This window comes from Occallatibacter sp., from assembly GCF_036502485.1.
Lineage (GTDB): Bacteria > Acidobacteriota > Terriglobia > Terriglobales > Acidobacteriaceae > Telmatobacter.
The window spans coordinates 1-18,453 of sequence record NZ_DASXYM010000118.1; the positions used below are offsets into that span (position 1 = coordinate 1).

11 protein-coding genes are annotated in these 18,453 nt (G+C 61.9%); 5 read left to right on the forward strand and 6 right to left on the reverse strand.

Annotated features, from left to right (window positions below):
- On the reverse strand, positions 1 to 2,480 hold a 2,480-nt coding region (locus VGL22_RS15545), incomplete at its 3' end, for an amylo-alpha-1,6-glucosidase (protein WP_465267855.1).
- Between the two features lie 431 nt (positions 2,481 to 2,911).
- On the opposite strand from VGL22_RS15545, the gene VGL22_RS15550 reads away from it, so the two are divergent.
- Complete coding sequence (locus tag VGL22_RS15550) at positions 2,912 to 6,427, forward strand: TonB-dependent receptor (RefSeq protein WP_465267856.1); 3,516 nt, start codon at positions 2,912 to 2,914, stop codon at positions 6,425 to 6,427.
- Positions 6,428 to 6,559: 132 nt separating this feature from the next.
- The gene (locus tag VGL22_RS15555; RefSeq protein WP_465267857.1) at positions 6,560 to 8,329 is read left to right on the forward strand and encodes a VWA domain-containing protein; all 1,770 of its coding nucleotides are present in this window, start codon (positions 6,560 to 6,562) and stop codon (positions 8,327 to 8,329) included.
- 83 nt (positions 8,330 to 8,412) lie between these two features.
- Here VGL22_RS15555 and VGL22_RS15560 read toward each other — a convergent pair whose 3' ends face one another.
- The gene (locus VGL22_RS15560; RefSeq protein WP_465267858.1) at positions 8,413 to 9,198 is read right to left on the reverse strand and encodes an enoyl-CoA hydratase/isomerase family protein; all 786 of its coding nucleotides are present in this window, start codon (positions 9,196 to 9,198) and stop codon (positions 8,413 to 8,415) included.
- Between the two features lie 595 nt (positions 9,199 to 9,793).
- On the opposite strand from VGL22_RS15560, the gene VGL22_RS15565 reads away from it, so the two are divergent.
- Genes VGL22_RS15565 through VGL22_RS15575 form a run of 3 tightly spaced genes read left to right on the forward strand, consistent with a single transcriptional unit; the run spans position 9,794 to position 14,036 of the window.
- Positions 9,794 to 12,802, forward strand: coding sequence for a sensor histidine kinase (locus tag VGL22_RS15565; protein ID WP_465267859.1), 3,009 nt, complete (start codon positions 9,794 to 9,796; stop codon positions 12,800 to 12,802).
- Entirely contained in the window at positions 12,799 to 13,449 is a 651-nt protein-coding gene (locus tag VGL22_RS15570) for a response regulator (protein WP_465267860.1), read from the forward strand. The genes VGL22_RS15565 and VGL22_RS15570 overlap by 4 nt, the downstream gene beginning before the upstream one ends.
- Before the next feature lie 41 nt (positions 13,450 to 13,490).
- Complete coding sequence (locus VGL22_RS15575) at positions 13,491 to 14,036, forward strand: hypothetical protein (RefSeq protein WP_465267861.1); 546 nt, start codon at positions 13,491 to 13,493, stop codon at positions 14,034 to 14,036.
- Between the two features lie 40 nt (positions 14,037 to 14,076).
- Here VGL22_RS15575 and VGL22_RS15580 read toward each other — a convergent pair whose 3' ends face one another.
- From VGL22_RS15580 to VGL22_RS15595, 4 genes are all read right to left on the reverse strand, one after another.
- Positions 14,077 to 15,333: an ABC transporter permease gene (locus tag VGL22_RS15580; RefSeq protein ID WP_465267862.1), complete on the reverse strand. Its 1,257-nt coding sequence runs from the start codon at positions 15,331 to 15,333 to the stop codon at positions 14,077 to 14,079.
- A gap of 3 nt (positions 15,334 to 15,336) precedes the next feature.
- Entirely contained in the window at positions 15,337 to 16,563 is a 1,227-nt protein-coding gene (locus VGL22_RS15585; RefSeq protein WP_465267863.1) for an ABC transporter permease, read from the reverse strand.
- 229 nt (positions 16,564 to 16,792) lie between these two features.
- Positions 16,793 to 18,046, reverse strand: a complete 1,254-nt coding sequence (locus tag VGL22_RS15590; protein ID WP_465267864.1) for an ABC transporter permease — start codon at positions 18,044 to 18,046, stop codon at positions 16,793 to 16,795.
- Between the two features lie 44 nt (positions 18,047 to 18,090).
- Positions 18,091 to 18,441, reverse strand: a complete 351-nt coding sequence (locus VGL22_RS15595) for a four helix bundle protein (RefSeq protein ID WP_465267865.1) — start codon at positions 18,439 to 18,441, stop codon at positions 18,091 to 18,093.
- Positions 18,442 to 18,453 lie beyond the last annotated feature (12 nt).

Consider the following 18,453-nt stretch of genomic DNA (forward strand, 5'->3'; position numbering starts at 1 on the left):
TGCTCAGTGCGGACTACCCGGAACCTGCCCGTCCGCGCGCCGGGCGTCACGGGCCGATTGGGCGTGACCAAAGCCCCCGGCTCGATCAGGTTCATTCCGGGATCTGCGTCATCCACCTCGATCGCCGGCAGCGGGATACGCAGACCCTTCTGAGCCGGAGTCCGAAGCCCGCGAGCTGCTTCTGGTTTCAGAGGACCGATGGATGCCCCTGTTGCGTCGCTGCGAAGATGCCATTCATCTCCCGCAGTCGGACTCATGGAGACCTCAAGCTGGGCTCCTCGCCGTTCGAAGTACAGAGAGGTCCTCTCACCCGCCAGTCTCAGGTTGAGCACTTCGGCATGTTTCCACCCCGCCGGCAACCGCGGATTCACCGTAATCGTCTTCGTCTGCGCATCCACTGAAAGCCCAAACAGCCCCCGCAGCGTCGGCGTAATCACCATCGCGCTCGACCACAACTGGTGGCTCGTACTCCGCCCGAACGGCACAAAGTAGTCGCCGCTCAACAGCTCCGTCGCCGCCCCCAGATCCTGCGCCCACGTCAGGTTGGCATTCTCCATCAGCATCTGGTAGCCCGCCAGCGGCTGCCCCCCGCGGTACTCCGCCAGCGCCGCCCACCCCGTAAACAACGGCCAAACCGACCCCTGGTGATAGCTCATCCCGTCGTAAATCGGCGCCTCATTCGACACATCCCTGAGCCCCCAGTCCGTATTCAGGTCATGCCCCGCAAGCTGCTCCAGGCACGTGTCCCCATGCGCCAGTGGCGCGCCGCCAAACCCGCTCCACCACGCCAGCGCCGGATACACCGTCCGCGTCCGGTCCACCTGGCTATTCGGCGTCCCCGCCGGATTAGTGGCAAACCCATAGCACCCCGACTCCGCGTCGTAGTACTCCTGCTCGATCTTCGCCGCGATCTCCCCCGCCCGCTTCCCCGCCGCCCCAGCCTTCGCCTCATCGCCCAACAGCTTCTGCAAATCCCCAAATGCCTGGCTCGCCTGCTGATCCAGCAGCGCCAGATAAATCTCCTGGTGCGGCATCCCGCCCGGCCAGCTCTCCACCCAGCCCGTCCCCTGCGAGTTGTCATAGATCCCGTCGCGGTCCGTATCGTGGGCCGCGTCCGTCTCGAACCCCCACGCCTTTTCCACCGCATCCTTGTGCGCCTTGAGGAAATCCATATCCCCACTCGCCCGCACATAGTCCAGCATCGCCAGCAAAAACAGCGGCGTCGAATCCGCCGCCGCATACATATACGGGAACTGCAGCCAGTCAATCTGCGACGCCGTCTGCGAGTACTCGTGCATGATCTTCCCATCGGCGCGCTGCCGCTTGATCAGGAACTCCAGCTCCGACTTCGCCAGTCCAAAATCCCCATACCCGTTCACCGCATACAGCGTGTACAGCGCATCCCGCCCAAAGAACCACCCGAACCCCGGCCGTGCCGAATCCCCCGACGCATAGTACCCAGCCACCAGCGCCGTCTCATCGGTCCCAACCGGCTTGGCCTTCAACTGCTCAATCGACACCACCGCCCACTGAAAGGCCTCGTTGAGAGCTTTGTCGGGGGTGTCGATGGAGACCGAGCCCTCAAGCACGCGCTTGACGTTGTCCAAATGCGTGGCATAGAGCACGGCCATGCTGTTGTTCAGTTCCTCAAGCCGAGCCCCAAGCGCCCGCGAATTCGCCGCATCCTTATTGGTGCCCACCGCCATCAGCAGCGGATACAGCTTCCCCCGATCCTTCACCGGATCGATGTGCAGCTTCAACTCCGCCGGATGAACCTGCGGCCGCTCCTGGTAGGGAGCCATAATCCCCGGCCGTGCTCCCGGAATCGTGATCGCCCCCGCTAGATCGGGATAATCCGCATGCAGCACGTAGTAGCCGCCCGCCTCCTCATAAGCCTTCGGCCCCTGTGCCACCCACTCCGGCGACGGATGCCCCTCATTCCGCTCCGGCCACATGTACTCCAGCGCCGGCGTAAACCGGAACGTGAAATCCGTCGGATGCAGGCAGTCAAACTCGTACAGCACCACCGTCCCCGTCCCCGCCGGTCCCTGCTCCGGCGAAAACATGATCTGCCGCACCGTAAACCCGAGGTGCGCATACGTGATCACGGTCCGGTCCGGCCGCACCTCGATCTCCGCCGCCTGCTCGTTCACATCGATCGGCACCGTGTAGCCCTCGATCTCCGCTTCGAGCGTCATATGCGAGAGCAGCTTCACCGGCAGCACCCAGCCTTCAAACGTCCCATCCTGCTGGCCAAGAATTACGCCCCGCTGCCCCGCCACCGTAAACGGCTTCAGCGCCTCGGTGTGCGCACGGATCACCGGACCAGTCGTTGCGAAGGCAATCGGAGCCACCGGCGCGAACCGCGGTGCCGCCGGCTGATTCGACTCTTGTCCCTGGATTGCGGAGGAGCACACCGGCAGCGAATTTGCCAAAGGCAGCACCGCCGCCACACAAAGCAGAGCAGTACGAACATACATAAAGGCTTCCCTCTGAATACCTGCGCCATTCTAAGGGACACCGCCCGGCCCGTGCGGCCCAAAAAGCAGCCAGTACATCACCGCCGCAGGCGTATCGCCATCAGCCTTCCTCCACTGAGAAGAGCAAGCCGCCAGGTGATCTCCACGCACTCCGAATTCGTCCAGTTTCGCACACCTATCTCCCGAATTTCATATAACGGGACCGGACAGTTGCCGTCCTGGCTTTGTTGTGCTAAATGCCTGTGGATTCCGGAACTTGTTCAAATGGAAATCGTTAACAGCTGCACGGATTGTTCTCTGATGGGATCCTTAGCTCTCCATACGTTTGGCCCTCCGCGTGCTCTTCGTCAAATTACATCGCGCAGTGCATCTTTCCTTCCCGGCATTCCCAGTCATTCAGAGATCAGAGCTGAAGAGGTCAAGGAGAACACATGGGTACTGCTACTTCCCGTCTGCTCAGGCGTGTCAAAGTTTCTGGTTTAACTCTGCTAATGCTGCTCATGGTCTCTGCCGCCGTGCCTTCGGCATGGGCCCAGGGCATCACCACCGGCGGTGTCGCAGGCACCGTCACCGATCCCAAGGGCTCCGTCGTGCCCGGCGCCAGGATCACCGTCACAAACGTTGCCACCGGCGCGGTCTATGGCCAGACCTCGCGCGCCGATGGCAACTTCAGCGTCCTGGCCTTACCGCTCGGTACCTATAAGGTGGTGATCGCCTCCCCCGGCTTCTCTGACCTCACCATCAACAATGTCAACGTCACCGTCGGCACGCAAACGCTCGGCAACGAGCAGTTGCAGATCGGCACCGGCGTTGAAACCGTTGAAGCCAGCGCCGTCGCGCCCCTCCTCAGTACTGAGGAATCGCAGGTGTCAGTCAACCTGCAGTCGGAGTCGCTTGAGAACCTCCCCTTCGGCGGCGGTTTCGACACCGTGGCTCTGCTCACTCCCGGCGTCGCCATTACCCACGACAACAGCTTCTCCAACAACAACGGCGCCTACGGCGGCTTCTCCTCTCAAGGCGAACGCGGCCGCTCCAACAACTTCGAAATCGACGGCCAGTCCAACAACGACAACTCCGTCGCGGGTCCGCAGGTCTTCTTCTCCAACCAGGATGCCCTGGCCGGCATCGAGGTCATCACCAACAACTTCAGCGCCCAGTACGGCCGCAACGCCGGTTCGGTGATCAACTACCTCACCAAATCCGGCACCAACACCTACCATGGTTCGGCCTTTGAGTTCTATGAGGGCAACTGGGGCGAGTCGTTCGCCCAGGGCGATAAGTCCCCATTCCTCGGCTACTGCACTCCCAGCCAGGATCCCAACACCGACGACTGCTCAGCTCCGACCCTCACCCGCTACGTGCGCAACCGCTTCGGCGGCACCATCGGCGGACCCGTCCCCGGCATGCGCGATAAACTCTGGTTCTTCGGCAGCGCCTACTTCGATCGCAACCACGCCGGCGGCGGCATCTCCACCAGCGGCGGCTCTTACAGCCCCACTCCGGACGGCCTCGCCGCTCTCCAGGCGGCCTTCGGAAACGCTCCCGGCGTAATCGCGCTCATGAATCAGGGACCCTACTCCATCAAGACCGGCAATCCCCATGTTTTCTCCGGCCAAACCAGAGTTCAGAATGTAACCTACAACGGCAAAACTGTGCCCGTGGAGTTCGGCGAAGTAGCGCGCTCCGTTCCTTCTTACTCGAATGATCAGGAAGTGCTCGGCCGCATGGATTGGCAGCCCACCGGTAAGGATCATGTTTTCCTGCGCTACTTCTACCAGGACGACCCGTTCGTCAACGCGGGCGGTAGCGCGCCAGGCGGGAACTGGTACAACGTTCCTGATACGGCGCATTCAGTCGGCGCCGACTGGAGCCGCACCTTCAGCCCCTCCATCGTCAACCAGGTGCGCTACTCCTTCCAGCAGACCAGCGTTCTGTTCCAGGCCGGCGCTCTCCCCGATTGCACCGTCAATACTCCTGACCAGTGCACGGCGAATGTCGTTATCGGCCACCCTCAGGGATTTCAATCGAACCTCGGCTTCGGCTATCCAACCAACATTCCTCAGGGCCGCATCGTCAAGGTCACCCAGGTTCAGGACAACGTCACCTGGAACAAGGGTAAGCACAGCATCCTGATCGGCGGCGAATGGGATTATCAGAACTCACCCAACCCATTCCTCCCGAACTATGCGGGCGGCTACAACTTCACCAGCTTTGACAACTTCATCGCCGGCAAAGGCACTGTCACCATCGGCAACAGCAATGGATTCACCACCAAATTCACTGAGCCGGACGGCGCCGCTTACTTCCAGGACGATTACAAGGTCACCCACAGCCTGACCCTTAACCTCGGTATCCGCTGGGAGGTCTTCGGACAGGCCATCAATATCCTGCACAACGAGACTCTCAAGCGCGAGAGCGATCCCAAAACCGCCTTTTGGGATCAGTCGCTGCCGTCTTATGTCCGCATTGTTCCCGAGGTCTCAACCCCCTGGAAGCAGTTCCAGCCTCGCTTGGGCTTCGCGTACAACCCGGAGTTTGACACCGGGCTCGTGATCCGCGGGGGCTTCTCCCTCAACTTCGATCCCGCCTTCTACAACATGTTCCTCAACTCGGCCACCGCTGCCCCCGTCATCAACCTCGGCACCATCCGCGGATGTGGCACGACCCAGAACTGCATGCCGTCCAACGGCGTGTTGGGGGCCGATGTCCGCGCTCTCAACCTGCCTTATCTGCCAGTCGGTCCCGGCGTCAATCCGGGACTCCGTAACCAGACCACAGTCTCGCCCAACTTCCACAACCCCTATACGGAATCGTGGATCTTCGGCTTCTCCCACCAACTCGGCGCCCGCGCCGTCACCCAGATCAACTACGTTGGCAACCATCAGGTTGGCAACTTCATGTCCTACAATGCCAACCCCTACCTGGCCCCGGTGAAGGCGGATTATCCGCAATACGCGCCCATCGCGCTGTGCACCGATTCCAGCATGCCCGGCTTCGGCCGCCCCGACTGCAACCGCAGCAACGTCCGTCAACGCAACAACGGTGCCTTCGGCATCTACAACGCCCTGCAGGCCAACATCACCACCCGCAACTTCCACGGCCTCACCACGAACACCAACTTCACCTACTCCAAGACCATTGACAACGCCTCTGAAATTTTCAGTACGTTTGAGGGCGGCAATACCATCACCTTCGCTGAAAACCCTCTCAACCCCAACGAGCCGGAGCGCGGCGAAAGCGGCCTGTCCCTCAAGTACATCGGCTCTTCGCAGTTCGGCTACAAGCTTCCCGACTACCACCAGGCGAGCGGGTTCACAGGCCGTATACTCAGCGGCTATCACCTCGACACGATCTGGACGTTCAACACCGGTCAGCCCATGACTCCGTTCCAGTACGGGTTCTTCGGTGTTTCCGGCGGCGGCCCCTTCGATCCCACCTCGGCCGGTCCGGCCGTAACCAGTTATGGAGACCAGTTCTTCGACAACTGGCAGTTGAGCGGATACGACTCGCACCGCCCCCTCCTCAGCAACAAGAACGCTCCGGTTGGCTCCGTCGGCATCTACGACGACGGCTCCGTCTGCGGAGCCGGAGTGGGCTACTTCAGCTGGTTCGACTGCAGCCCGGGAACCGCATCAACCTTCCACTGGCTCCGCAATACTGCGCTCACCAGCCAGGCGCTCACGAACACCCCCTATGGCGGCGTCGGGCGCAATACCCAGCACAGCACATCGTGGAACAACTTTGATGTCGCGATGCAGAAGCAGACCAAGCTGACCGAGCGTCTCAACATGACCCTCTCGGTGATCAGCTACAACGCCTTGAACCGTCAGTACCTCGGTGCGCCGTCCGATCTGGACATCGACGATGTCGGCTCTACCTTCTATGACTACCGCTGGAACTACGGAAGCCACCGCACCACCCAGCTCAAGGCCCAGTTCCAGTTCTAAATCCCGCAAACCACGCATCACCGCCGGGGCGCTCGCACAGGGCGCCCCGACCCTTTTGTGCTCTATCTGAATCAGCAGCTCCCCTAACCACCCCACACCCCGGCCGTCTCACCGAATGTGTACAATCCACCCATGCTCAAGGGCAATTCAATGGGTCTGGCCTGCTGGCGCGCCATCCTGCTTTCCACCCTGATTCCACTGGTCAATCTGTCGCACCCTGCCGCCCACGCCCAGCAGGAGCCCGGCGCACCCATCTTCCGCCTCCTGGTTCGCCGCGTCCCCGTCGACGTCGTAGTACTCGACAAAAACGGCAACCCCGTCCAGGGCCTCAAAAAGGCGGACTTCCTCGTCAAGGAAGACGGTAATCCGCAACAGATCCTCTCCTTTGACACCTACGACGGATCCCGTCCCGACTTCATCCCGCCCGCCACGCCTTCGCTGCCTGCCAATACATTTCTCAACCTGCCCCAGGCGCCCGAGCGCGGCCCCCTCTACATCCTCTACTACGACATGGTGAACACCCCGCCCGCTGACCAGGAGCTCTTCCGCCGCGAACTCCTCAAGTTCATCGATCATGCCCAGGCGGGCACGCGCATCGCGCTCTTCGTCAACGCGCAAGGCCTGCACCTGCTGCAGGGCTTCACCTCTGACCACTCCCTCATCCGAGAGGCGGCGCTCAAGAAAGGCCCCGGTCCCCACATCCCCAGCGTCTTCCTTTACGGGGAGAACTACGGCCGAGCCGATGTCGGCGGCTGCCTCTCCAACCTGACCTTCATCTCCGAATACATGAGCGGCATCCCGGGCCGAAAGAACCTCATCTGGCTCTCCAGCATCTTTCCCATCCCCGTCAGCCCCACGCTGACAAATTCCAGCACCGCATTTGCGGGTGGTGGGCCGCCGTCCTTTTCAGTGGGCGCGGGCGGAGGTCCGCAGGTGCTCGACCTCACCGAGCTTGAGCGCGAAAACATCGAGCACACCTACGCCGCCATGATGCGCAGCCAGATCGCGCTTTACCCCGTCGATGCGCGCGGGGTCACCGGCGCCGCCACGGAGAATTCCCACGAAGCCGCCAACGCCATGATCGACCACCAGAACATGGATGTCATCGCCAGCGCCACCGGCGGCCGCGCCTTCTACGGCAGCAACACCGAGAGCACCCTCATCGATCGCGCCATCCAGCATGGCGAGAGCTACTACACCCTCAGCTATGCGCCCACCAACATGAAATATGACGACTCGGAACGCCGCATTCAGGTCACCCTCACTCGCAAGGGCGACTATCGCTTAACCTACCGCAGGGTCTATTACGCCGTTTCCGACGACAACCTCAAGGATCAGCACAAAAAGGACGAACTGCAGGCCCGCTTCCTCGCCGCGAAAGCACAGGACACACTCTGGGCAAATATCGAGCACGGCGCGCCCATCCTCCACGACCTCGTGTTTACTGCGCATCTCGCCACAGAAGGCTCCCCGCACATGGCCACCCCGGAACAGATGCAGTCCCTTGAGGACACACCCGACTACTTCCTCACCCGCCGCCGCAAGGCCGCGCCCAAACCTCCCGCCCCCGTCAAGCTGCAGAAGTATGTCATCCGCTACGGCGTGATCGATCCGCAGCTCAAAGCGAATGCCGCGCGCCACGACAATCCGGCTGCCCTCGAGTTTGCGGCAGCGGCCTACAATGCCGACGGGCGCCTGCTCAACAGCATGCTCAACCAGGGTGTTCCTTCCGGCGTTAAGGGCAAGTCCGATGCCCTGTTCCATGCCATCCAGGAACTCGAAGTGCCCCCCGGTGCCGCCTATATCCGCATGGCCGTGCGCGACACCGCAACCAACCGCACCGGCACCCTCGAAGTGACGCTTCCGCTCCAATCGTCACCGCCGCAGCAGGCCGCGCGCTAGGCTGAAACTTTGTTCTTCTGCGCAGCCCGACGCGCCTGAGTTACAGCGAATCTGCGGCTCGAGTCTGCCCCCGAGCCCGCAACCTACTCGCCCTTCCACACCGCGGCACGCTTGGCCAGGAAAGCACCTGTCCCCTCCGCCTTGTCGGCGGTCGCGCAAAGCCGTCCGAAGCCATCGGCCTCGCGCAACAGCCCCAACTCCAGCGAAAGCGCCAGGCCCTCATCCACCAGGCGCAGCGTCTCGGCCACCGCCAACGGCGCGTTTTTGGCGATAAGCGTGGCGACCGCCTCCGCGCGCCGCATCAGCTCGTCCGCTGGAACCACCTCGTCCACAAGCCCGATCCGCAGCGCCTCCTGCGCGTCGATGACCTCTCCGGTCAGCAGCAGCTTCAGCGCCCGGCTCCGCCCCACCAGCCGCGGCAACCGCTGCGTGCCTCCGTAGCCCGGCGTCACGCCCAGCTTCACCTCAGGCTGCCCCAGCCGCGCATCCTCGGCGGCAATCCGCATGGAGCAGGCCATCGCCAACTCGCATCCTCCCCCCAGGGCGAATCCCTGAATGCACGCAATCACCGGCTTCCCCTGCGTCTCGATCCGCCGAAAAACCTCCTGCCCGCGCAAAGCAACGGCTCTGCCCTCCGCATGCGTTGCTGCTGCGGCAATCTCCGCGATATCCGCCCCCGCGGCAAACGCGCGCCCTCCCGCGCCCGTAAGCAGAATCACCCGCACGGCCGCATCCGCCGCCAGCGACTCGAATACCTCGCCCAGTTCAACAATCGTGGCGGAGTTGAGAGCGTTCAGAACCTTGGGGCGATTCAGCGTGACCTGCGCCACCGGCGGCCGGATTTCGACAGTCAGATTCTCGTAATTCATGCCCCACGAGCCTAGCAAACAAGGGGCGGTGCGGAGTAGGGCAGGCGAGAATCAGCGCCCGCAAACGTCTTCCACACAAAAGAAAAGGGCGGCTGCCGTTTGGCGCCGCCCTTGAGTTGTCACATAACCAGTGAGTACAGGCTTAATCAGGAGACATGTACAGACTACCGGCGCCCCAGTCCCATGTCTTGGGCCGTTTGACGGACGCCCACCTCCATCGAAAGGTGGACCCCCGTTGCCAAAACCGGCTTCCGCCGCAGTCCACCCCTGTGCAGCGCCGCCACCGTCCAATTACTGTAAAGAAGCGCACTTCCGCCACAATCTGATTGCAGCGGGAAACGCGCTCCAGACCGTGAGCGCACACACGACCAATCCGAAAAACAATGCTCCGGGCATCCATATGTCTCGGCCTCGACCCGCGTCCGCAGACTCCGCACCGCGGCGGAACGTAACCAGTTCCCGGCCTCCCGGCACAAATTTCTCCAACGGCTGTTTGGGCGCCGGAGAAACGCCCTGTAACAGGGCACGACTTCAGTCGTGCCGCAAACCCTGGCAAAAGACAACGGGCTTTAGCCCCTGCAAACGCAAACTGGCTGTGAAGCTGACTGCAGTCGCGATGTCTCTGGCGCCGGCGGCACTTCTCGGCTGCCTCCTTTCCATGACTCCGTCCCTCACCGCGTTGGAACCCACCACGCCACTCGCCAACCTGAACCGCCAGAGCTGGGTCATGGAAAACGGCCTGCCCCAGAACACCGTGCAGGCCCTGGCGCAAACGCCCGACGGCTACCTCTGGCTCGGCACCGAAGTCGGCCTGGTCCGCTTCGACGGCAACAGCTTCATGCTCCTCGACGAGCACTCCAAACCCGCCCTCCCCGGCAGCGACGTGCAATGCCTGTTTGCGGGCAAAGATGGCTCATTGTGGGTCGGTACGACCAACGGGCTTGCGCGCCTGAAAAATGGGGTCCTCACTGCCTATACCGCCGCCAGCGGCCTCTCGGGAAACGACATCCAGCGCATCTTTGCAGGAAACTCCGGAGAGGTCTCGGTTGTTACAGAAAACGGAATCGACGCGATCCAGGGAAACTCGGCCTCGAGAGATCCCTCCATCTACGAAAAGAGACTTCCTGAGCCTCTTCCAGACTCCACGTTCAAGGTGGCGTTACCAACCGGCGGATTAGCGGATGCGAATAAGTCCACATTGGCCATGCAGCAGCCACACGGGGCACCCGAGTTCTTCAAGGTAGGCCGCGACCTTCCCGGCTCCCGCATACAAGCCCTGTTCGCCGATCGCCACGGCGCCCTCTGGATCGGCACCAACGGCGGCCTCGTTCGCTTCGCCAATGGCAAACTCGACAAACTCCCCCTCACCGACCCCCTCGCCTCCGCCTCCGTGCTCGCCATCTTTGAAGACCGCGAAGGCAATCTCTGGGTCGGCACCGAGTCCAACGGCCTGCAGATCCTCCGTGACTCTCGCTTCCAAACCCTCACCACCCGCGACGGCCTGCCCAGCGACAACGTGACCTCCGTCGCGCAGGATGGCGCAGGCGTGCTCTGGGTCGGAACTGCCGGCAATGGCGTCACCGCCCTCAAACCCGGCTCCAGTCAGCAACCACGCACGTACTCGGTCCGCGACGGCCTCCTCAGCGACGTGATCCTCTCCCTCGCCTCGGCCCCCAACGGCGATCTTTGGGTAGGCACAGCCGACGGCCTCAGCCGCATCCGCAGCAACTCGGTCGCCTCCTTCACCTCCGCTGACGGCCTGCCGGACGATTTCATCCGCTCCCTGCACGCCGATTCCGACGGTTCGCTATGGATCGGCACGCGCCGCGGACTCACCCATTGGACCCACCCCGGCAACCTCGAGTCAGGCCTCGAATCGGGCCGAATGCAGACCTACACCGCCGCCAATGGACTGGGCAGCAACCTCGTCGGAGCCATGGCGCGCGACAGCGCCGGCGACCTCTGGGTCGCCACCTTCGCCGGCCTGTCGCGGTTGCACGCAGCAAGCTTCACCAACTTCACCACTGCCAACGGACTCTCCAGCAACGTAATCACCGCAATCTTGCCTCGTGGCAATGGACTGCTCATCGGCACCCAGGATCACGGCTGGAACGTGTGGGACGGCTCGCACTTCATCGCTATCACCGACCACGATCTCGGCCGTACCACCATTCACGCCATCCTCGACGACGGCCGCAATCACCTCTGGTTCGCCACCGGCACCGGCCTGGCGCGTTGCGACTGTTCCGGATCGATGGGCTCCATGCACGGAGCCGACTGCGCCCACTGGCTCGAGTTCGGCACCACCGACGGTCTCCGCAGCCGCGAAACCGCCGTCAACAGCCACCCCTCTGCCTGGCGCGCGCAGAATGGCCACCTCTGGTTCGCTACGCCCAAGGGACTGGTTGAAGTCGACCCCGCGCACTTCCCCGTCAACAACGTCCCCCCGCCCGTGGTCGTCGAGCGCTTTGCCGTCGATGACGCCGAGCAGGCCCTGCATGCCGCCGGCCTGAGGGTTCCCGCAGGCCACAATCACTTCCAGTTCGAGTACGCCGGCCTCAGCTTTGTCGCTCCTCAAAAGGTGCGCTACCGCTACAAGCTCGACGGCTTCGATCACGACTGGACCGATGCCGGGCCCCGCCGCACCGCCTACTACACCAACATCCCGCCCGGCCGCTACACCTTCCGCGTGCAGGCCGCGAACAACGACGGCATCTGGAACGAGCAGGGAACCGCCCTCGAGTTCCAGCTAGCCCCGCACTTCTACCAGACCATCTGGTTCTACGTTCTACTCGGCCTCGCCGCCATCGGCCTGATCTTCCTCGGACTCAAACTGCGCCTGCTCCGTGCCCAGCGTGAATTCAACGCCGTCCTCGGCGAGCGTAACCGCATCGCCCGCGAGATTCACGACACCCTGGCCCAGGGATACGTCGGCATCTCCGTCCAGCTTGAAGTCCTCAGCGAACTGCTCCGCCACAATAAACTTGAAAAGGCCGCGAAGCATCTCGACACCGTGCGAGGCTACGTCCGCGAAGGCCTGGCCGATGCGCGGCAATCCATCTGGGCCCTCCGCTCGCAGGACACCGGCGAAGCCACACTGCCCGTCCGCATGCGCCGCCTTGTCGAGGCCGGCAGTACCCACAGCCTCGACGCAAAATTCGGCATCTATGGCGCTTACCGGCCACTCGCTCCAGGTACCGAAAGCGAAATTCTGCGCATCGCCCAGGAGGCGCTGCATAACGTGAAGAAGCATGCCGGAGCTGCCAGCGTCAAAATGCAACTCGAGTACCGCCGCAACGAAATCGCGCTCGAAATCATCGACGACGGTCGTGGCTTTACCCCCTCAAACAACGGCGCGCCACTCACATCGCCTTCCGGCCACTACGGCCTCACCGGTATGCGCGAACGTGCCGCCTCCATCGGCGGAACACTGGAAGTGACCAGCGAGCCCGGCGCCGGCACAACCGTTCGCCTGCGCGCCCCCGCCCCAGGCAAAAAGCAGGAGCAGAAAGATCAGGGCGAACCCACCGATACCGGCGATCCGCAGGAAACATCTGCGTCGCAGCAACCCGTTACCTCGCGAGGGACAAAGGAGAAGTCGTGATACAGGATTCCATAAGGGTTCTGGTGGTGGAAGATCATCACGTGGTGCGGCAGGGCCTCGTGGCTTTGCTCAACGTGGTGGACGGAATTGAGGTAGTGGGTGAGGCCGCTGACGGCGTTGAAGGCATCGCCCAGTTTCGTAAACACCAGCCTGCCATCACCCTCATCGATCTGCGCCTGCCGCGCCTCTCCGGCGTCGACGTCATTCAGCGCATCCGCATGGAAACCCCCGGCGCGCGCTTCATCGTGCTCACCACCTACGACGGCGATGAGGACATCTACCGCGCCCTGCAGGCCGGCGCCCGGGCTTACCTGCTCAAAGGCATGACCACCGACGAGCTGATCTCGACCATTCGCGCCGTACACGCCGGCAAGTCGCACATCCCCCCCGCCATCGCCCAGCGCCTCGCGGAGCGCATGGGGACTGAAGAGCTCACCGCCCGCGAATTCGATGTGCTGGAACAGATTGTCCACGGCAAGAGCAACAAAGAGATTGCCACCGAGTTGGAAATATCAGAGGCCACGGTGAAGACCCACATCAACAGCCTGCTCGGCAAGCTGGGCGTGACTGACCGCACCCAGGCCACTACTGCCGCCATCCAGCGAGGCCTTGTGCCGCTGGAATCGTTGCGCAAGCCCAGGTCGTAAACTTACCGGCCTCACCTCAACGTGAGACTAGGACGATACCCATGAAACGCATCTTTGTTGCCGCTCTTCTATCGCTCTTCGCTGCCGCCGGCGCACACCCGCAAACAGGCGCTTCAAAGCACCTCACCGCGCAGGCGCAGAAGTCCGCATGGCGCCAGGCCACTGACGCCGAGCTCGCCGCCTTGCTGCCGGCCCGCGCCCCCGTGGAAAAGGAACATATCGAAACCGAGATGCGCACCGCCTCCGGCATCGTCGACCGCCGCGGCCATTACATCGCCGGCGTGGTTCTCATCACCGCCGGCTACTCGGCTGAAGGAAAGTATTCGCACTTCCTCGTCATTCAGGCTCCCGTCAAGATCGGCGGCATCTCCTTCAAGCCCGGCGAGTATGTCTTCGGCTACACGCATGATGGCGACGTGCTCAGCGTGCATTTCAATGTAGCCTCAACCGGCGCTCTGGTCGGCACTGCGGAGGCACATCGCCTCCCCGGAACGCCGCGCGTCGAAATTCTCCGGATTTGGCCCCCCACCGATAAAGCCATGTTCCAGATCGGCCGCTTCGCGTTGCCTTACGAAATCGAAGAGTGAGCCATGGAATTGCACGACCAGCCCGTCAATGAAGCGCGCCCTATTCGTAGCGCAACGCCTCAATCGGGTCGAGATTCGCCGCCTTCCACGCCGGGTAAATGCCGAACAGAAGGCCGATCGTGCAGGACACTCCGAAAGCGATGCCCACCCACGTGGCCGACAATGCCGCATGCAGAAATGAGACGGCGTAGTGCAAAATCAGGGTGAACAGCGAGCCGGCGAGGATGCCGATTACGCCGCCTACCGCGCACAAGGTCACGGCTTCAAGAGTGAACTGCATAAGAATGTTCTTCTTTGTGGCCCCAATGGCTTTACGCACGCCGATTTCGCGGGTGCGCTCAGTCACTGAAACCAGCATGATGTTCATCACCCCCACGCCGCCTACCATCAGGCCCACGCTCGACACCGCGACCATGAAAAGAAACAGGCCGCCGGTCAACTGATTCCAGAGCCGCGACAGAGAATCGGGACCGAAGATGGCGAAGTTGTCCTCCTTCTCGACGCGTACATGTCGCCGGACGCGGAGAAGCTCGCGGATCTCTTCGATAACCTCCGCCTTGTTGACCGGGTCGTCGTACTTCACCACCAGCCAGAAATCCTTGATCTCGGGGTGAATTTTGCGGAATGTCGTCAACGGAAAATAAACCGAGTTGTCCTGCGTATTGCGCCCGCTGCCAAAGGGCTGGGGCTGCACGTCCAGCACGCCAATGACTGTAAAGATGTCCCCCTGGCAATCGATGTCCTTGCCGATCGGCGAGCCATCGGGAAAGAGATCCGCCGCCGCATCGTGGCCCAGCACGGCAACATTGGCCGCACGTTCCTCTTCGGCGTCGGTCCACATGCGGCCGTCGATCATGTTGATCTCCTGCACGTCCTTCACGGCCGAGGTGCTGCCGTTGAGGATGGTGTTGGAAATCTTGTGTGTGCCCGCCTTGACCGACACGGCGCCCAGGCCTGTCTGAAAGTTCTGATACGTAAGCTCGGGATCGACCGCCGCCACATGGGGAAGGTCGCGCATCGCCATCGCGTCCTCGTAGGTGAGCTTCTTGCGGTTCAGCTCTTCTATCGTGGGGCGCTTGCCGAACGGCTGAAATTGGAAAATCCAAAGATCGTTGGTGCCGAGCGAGCGCACAAACTGATCGATGTTGGTGTTGAGGCCGTTGATGGCGGAGGAGATGAGGATCACCGTGGAAATGCCGATGGCGATCCCCAGCACCGTGAGCCCGGAGCGCAGCTTGTTCTTCCGCAGGGTGTCGAACGCCAGCCGCACCGCTTCTTTCGAGTCGCTGATCCGCATGGCTCAAAGCTCCGCGCGGAGGGCCGCGATGGGATCGAGTTGAGAGGCCTTGTAGGCGGGATAAATCCCGAAAAACAGGCCCACGCCAATGGAGACAAAAAGGCTGAGCACGATAGACCAGTACTCGATGGCAGATGGAAATGCGATCGCCAGCGTGATCACCTTCGCCAGGACTATCCCGGAGAGCACGCCGATGGCGCCTCCCACCATTGAGATGGTGGCTGACTCGATCAGAAATTGCATGAGAATGTCATGCCGGCGCGCGCCGAGCGCCTTGCGCACCCCGATCTCACGCGTGCGTTCTGTAACCGAGACCAGCATGATATTCATAATGACGATGCCGCCCACCACCAGCGAAATGGCGGCGATCGAGGCCACCACCGCGCCGAAACTATTGAGGATCTTGCCCAGCAGGTTCTGGAAAGTCGAACTCGAGTCGATCGAGAAAGTGTCGGTCGCGCCTGGGGCGAGATGACGGCGAGAGCGCATGATCACCCGGAGTTCGTCCCCAACCACTTCCATTACCTCGGCGCCGCCGCCCGCGTCCACGTAAATTGACAGGCTCTGGTGCGACCCGTAGGTATGCAGAAACGTCGTGAGGGGAATCACTACGAAGTTGTCCAGACTGTTCCCAAGCATTTTGCCCTGGCGCTCCACCACGCCGATCACCGTATAGGGGGAACCGTCCACGCGAATCTCTTTTCCCAGCGGATCGCCGGGACCAAGGACGTTGTCCACGATATCGGCGCCCACCACCGCAACATGCGCGGAGTGTTCATCTTCTGAGGCTGTGAGCGAACGGCCCAGCTCAATGTTGAGATTGGAAATGGTAAGCATCGTCCACGTGCAGCCCCGGATGTTCGAATCAGTGGTGCTGTTGGTTCCGCGGACCACCTTGCCCACCGTGCCGCGCTGCGCACCCACTACTTTGCACGACCGGCACTCGGAGAGAACGGCACGATAATCGTCGAACGTGACGTCCTTGCGCTTCTGGTACTCCAGGTACTCTTCAAGCGTGATGAACGTCTGGGGCATCTTGCTGATGGTGAGGACCGACGCACCGTACCGGTTGATCTTCGAGGTGACAAACTCCTTGGCGCCGTTGGTGAGGGTGACCACCATGATCACCGAACCCACGCCGATAATAACGCCAAGCAAAGTGAGGATGGAGCGCAGCTTGTTTCCCCACAGCGCCTGGAGTGCGAGTCGAAAGGCCTCAATCAGTTGCATGATCCTGCTCTCTGTTGCAGCGGCCCGGCCCGGGTCACATCCGGACAGCCGCGTTCCCTGCCAGCCCGCGGCGGGATCGTCGTCCCGGCCCGGGGGCCTCGTGTATCAGAGGCCGGCGCGCGCGCGGCGCTGAACCGGCTCCTGCCCGCCCGTGCCCGCCCCGGCCCCTCTACACCCGGCTCACCCTGTTTCTCATTCCCTCAGTACTGAGAGAATCCTCGCCCGTCGTCTACTCGTACCGCAACGCCTCAATCGGATCCAGATTCGACGCCTTCCATGCCGGGTAGATCCCGAACATCAGCCCGATCGCGCACGACACTCCGAACCCAATCGCCACCCACATCGTCGAAAGCGTCGCTGGTAGCCCAACCGGCAGGAAATAGACGATCCAGGTGATGACCGCGCCCAACGAAACACCCACCACTCCCCCCACCGCGCACAGCGTTACCGCCTCCGTGGTGAATTGCATCAGAATGGTCCTCTTCGTGGCCCCGATGGCCTTGCGCACGCCGATCTCTCGCGTCCTCTCCGTCACGCTCACAAGCATGATGTTCATCACACCCACACCGCCCACCATGAGACCCACGCTCGAGACCGCAATCATGAACAGCACCAGCCCGCCGGTAATCTGGTTCCACAGCTTGGTGATGGAGTCAGGCCCGAAGATCTCGAAATCGTCCGGCTTGTCCACCCGTACTTTGCGGCGTACGCGCGCAAGCTCGCGAATCTCCTCCTGCACCAGCGACTTGTTCACCTGATCGTCATACTTCACACTCACCCACATGTCCTTATCTTCTGGATGCAGGTTGTGGAACGTCCCCAGGGGAAACAACACCTGGTTGTCGTTGCGGTTCCTTCCGCCGCCGAACGGCTGCTTCTGCTTGTCCAACACGCCGATCACCGTGTACAGCCCCGTCTCGACGTTCACTTCTTTGCCAATCGCGTTCTGATCGCCAAACAACTCTTCCCACGTGTCATGCCCGAGCACGCACACGTGCGCAGCGCGCTTGTCTTCCTCATCGGTATACATGCGGCCCTGCAGCATCGTGAACTCGCTGATCACGCTTACCGCTGAAGTGGACCCCGTGAGAATCGTGCCCGCGATCTTCTTCCCGTTGTACTTCACGCTCACCGCGCCCACGCGGAACATCCCCACGTGCTGATACGCTCCGTCCGCCGCCACCACGTGCGGCAAGTTGCGGATCGCCATCACGTCATCGATGTTGAACTTCTTGCGGGCCAGCATCTCGGTCGTGGGACGCACCCCGATCACAGGCATGTGAAACACCCAGATCACATTCGAGCCGAGCGCGCTCACAAAATCATTCACGCGATTGTTCACACCGCTGATCACCGAGGAAATTGTGATCACAGTCGACACGCCAATCACGATGCCCAGGATGGTCAACCCGGAACGCAGCTTATTGGCGCGCAGCGTATCCAGCGCCATCTTGACCGATTCTCCCGCCTGTCCTTTTGCCACCGTTTACTCCGCAACGTTCAGTTTTCAGCTTGTAATGGTTCAGCTCACAACGACTCAAGCAGCGCGTAAAGCATCCTTCCGGCCTCATGCGCCAGCCCCCATACGCCCTGCACCTTTTCAGGGCTCACGAACTTCAGGTTCCGCGCTGACTCCACTTGGGTTCGAACTTCGTAAGTCCAGCCCCTGGCCACTCCCGGAAACTGTTTGAATTCCCCCAGGCTGTTGCTGCTACTCCCCTCCGCAATATGGCTCGGGATCGAAAGAGCGGATCGACGGAGTTGGCCCGTGAGCCCGTAGAGTTCTTCGCGTGGAAACGACTTCGAAAGCTCGTAGACCGCCTCCGCCAGCGCCATTGCCCGGTGCCCGGCCTGCAAATCCCGGAATGCCTGACCCACTGCTTACTCCCC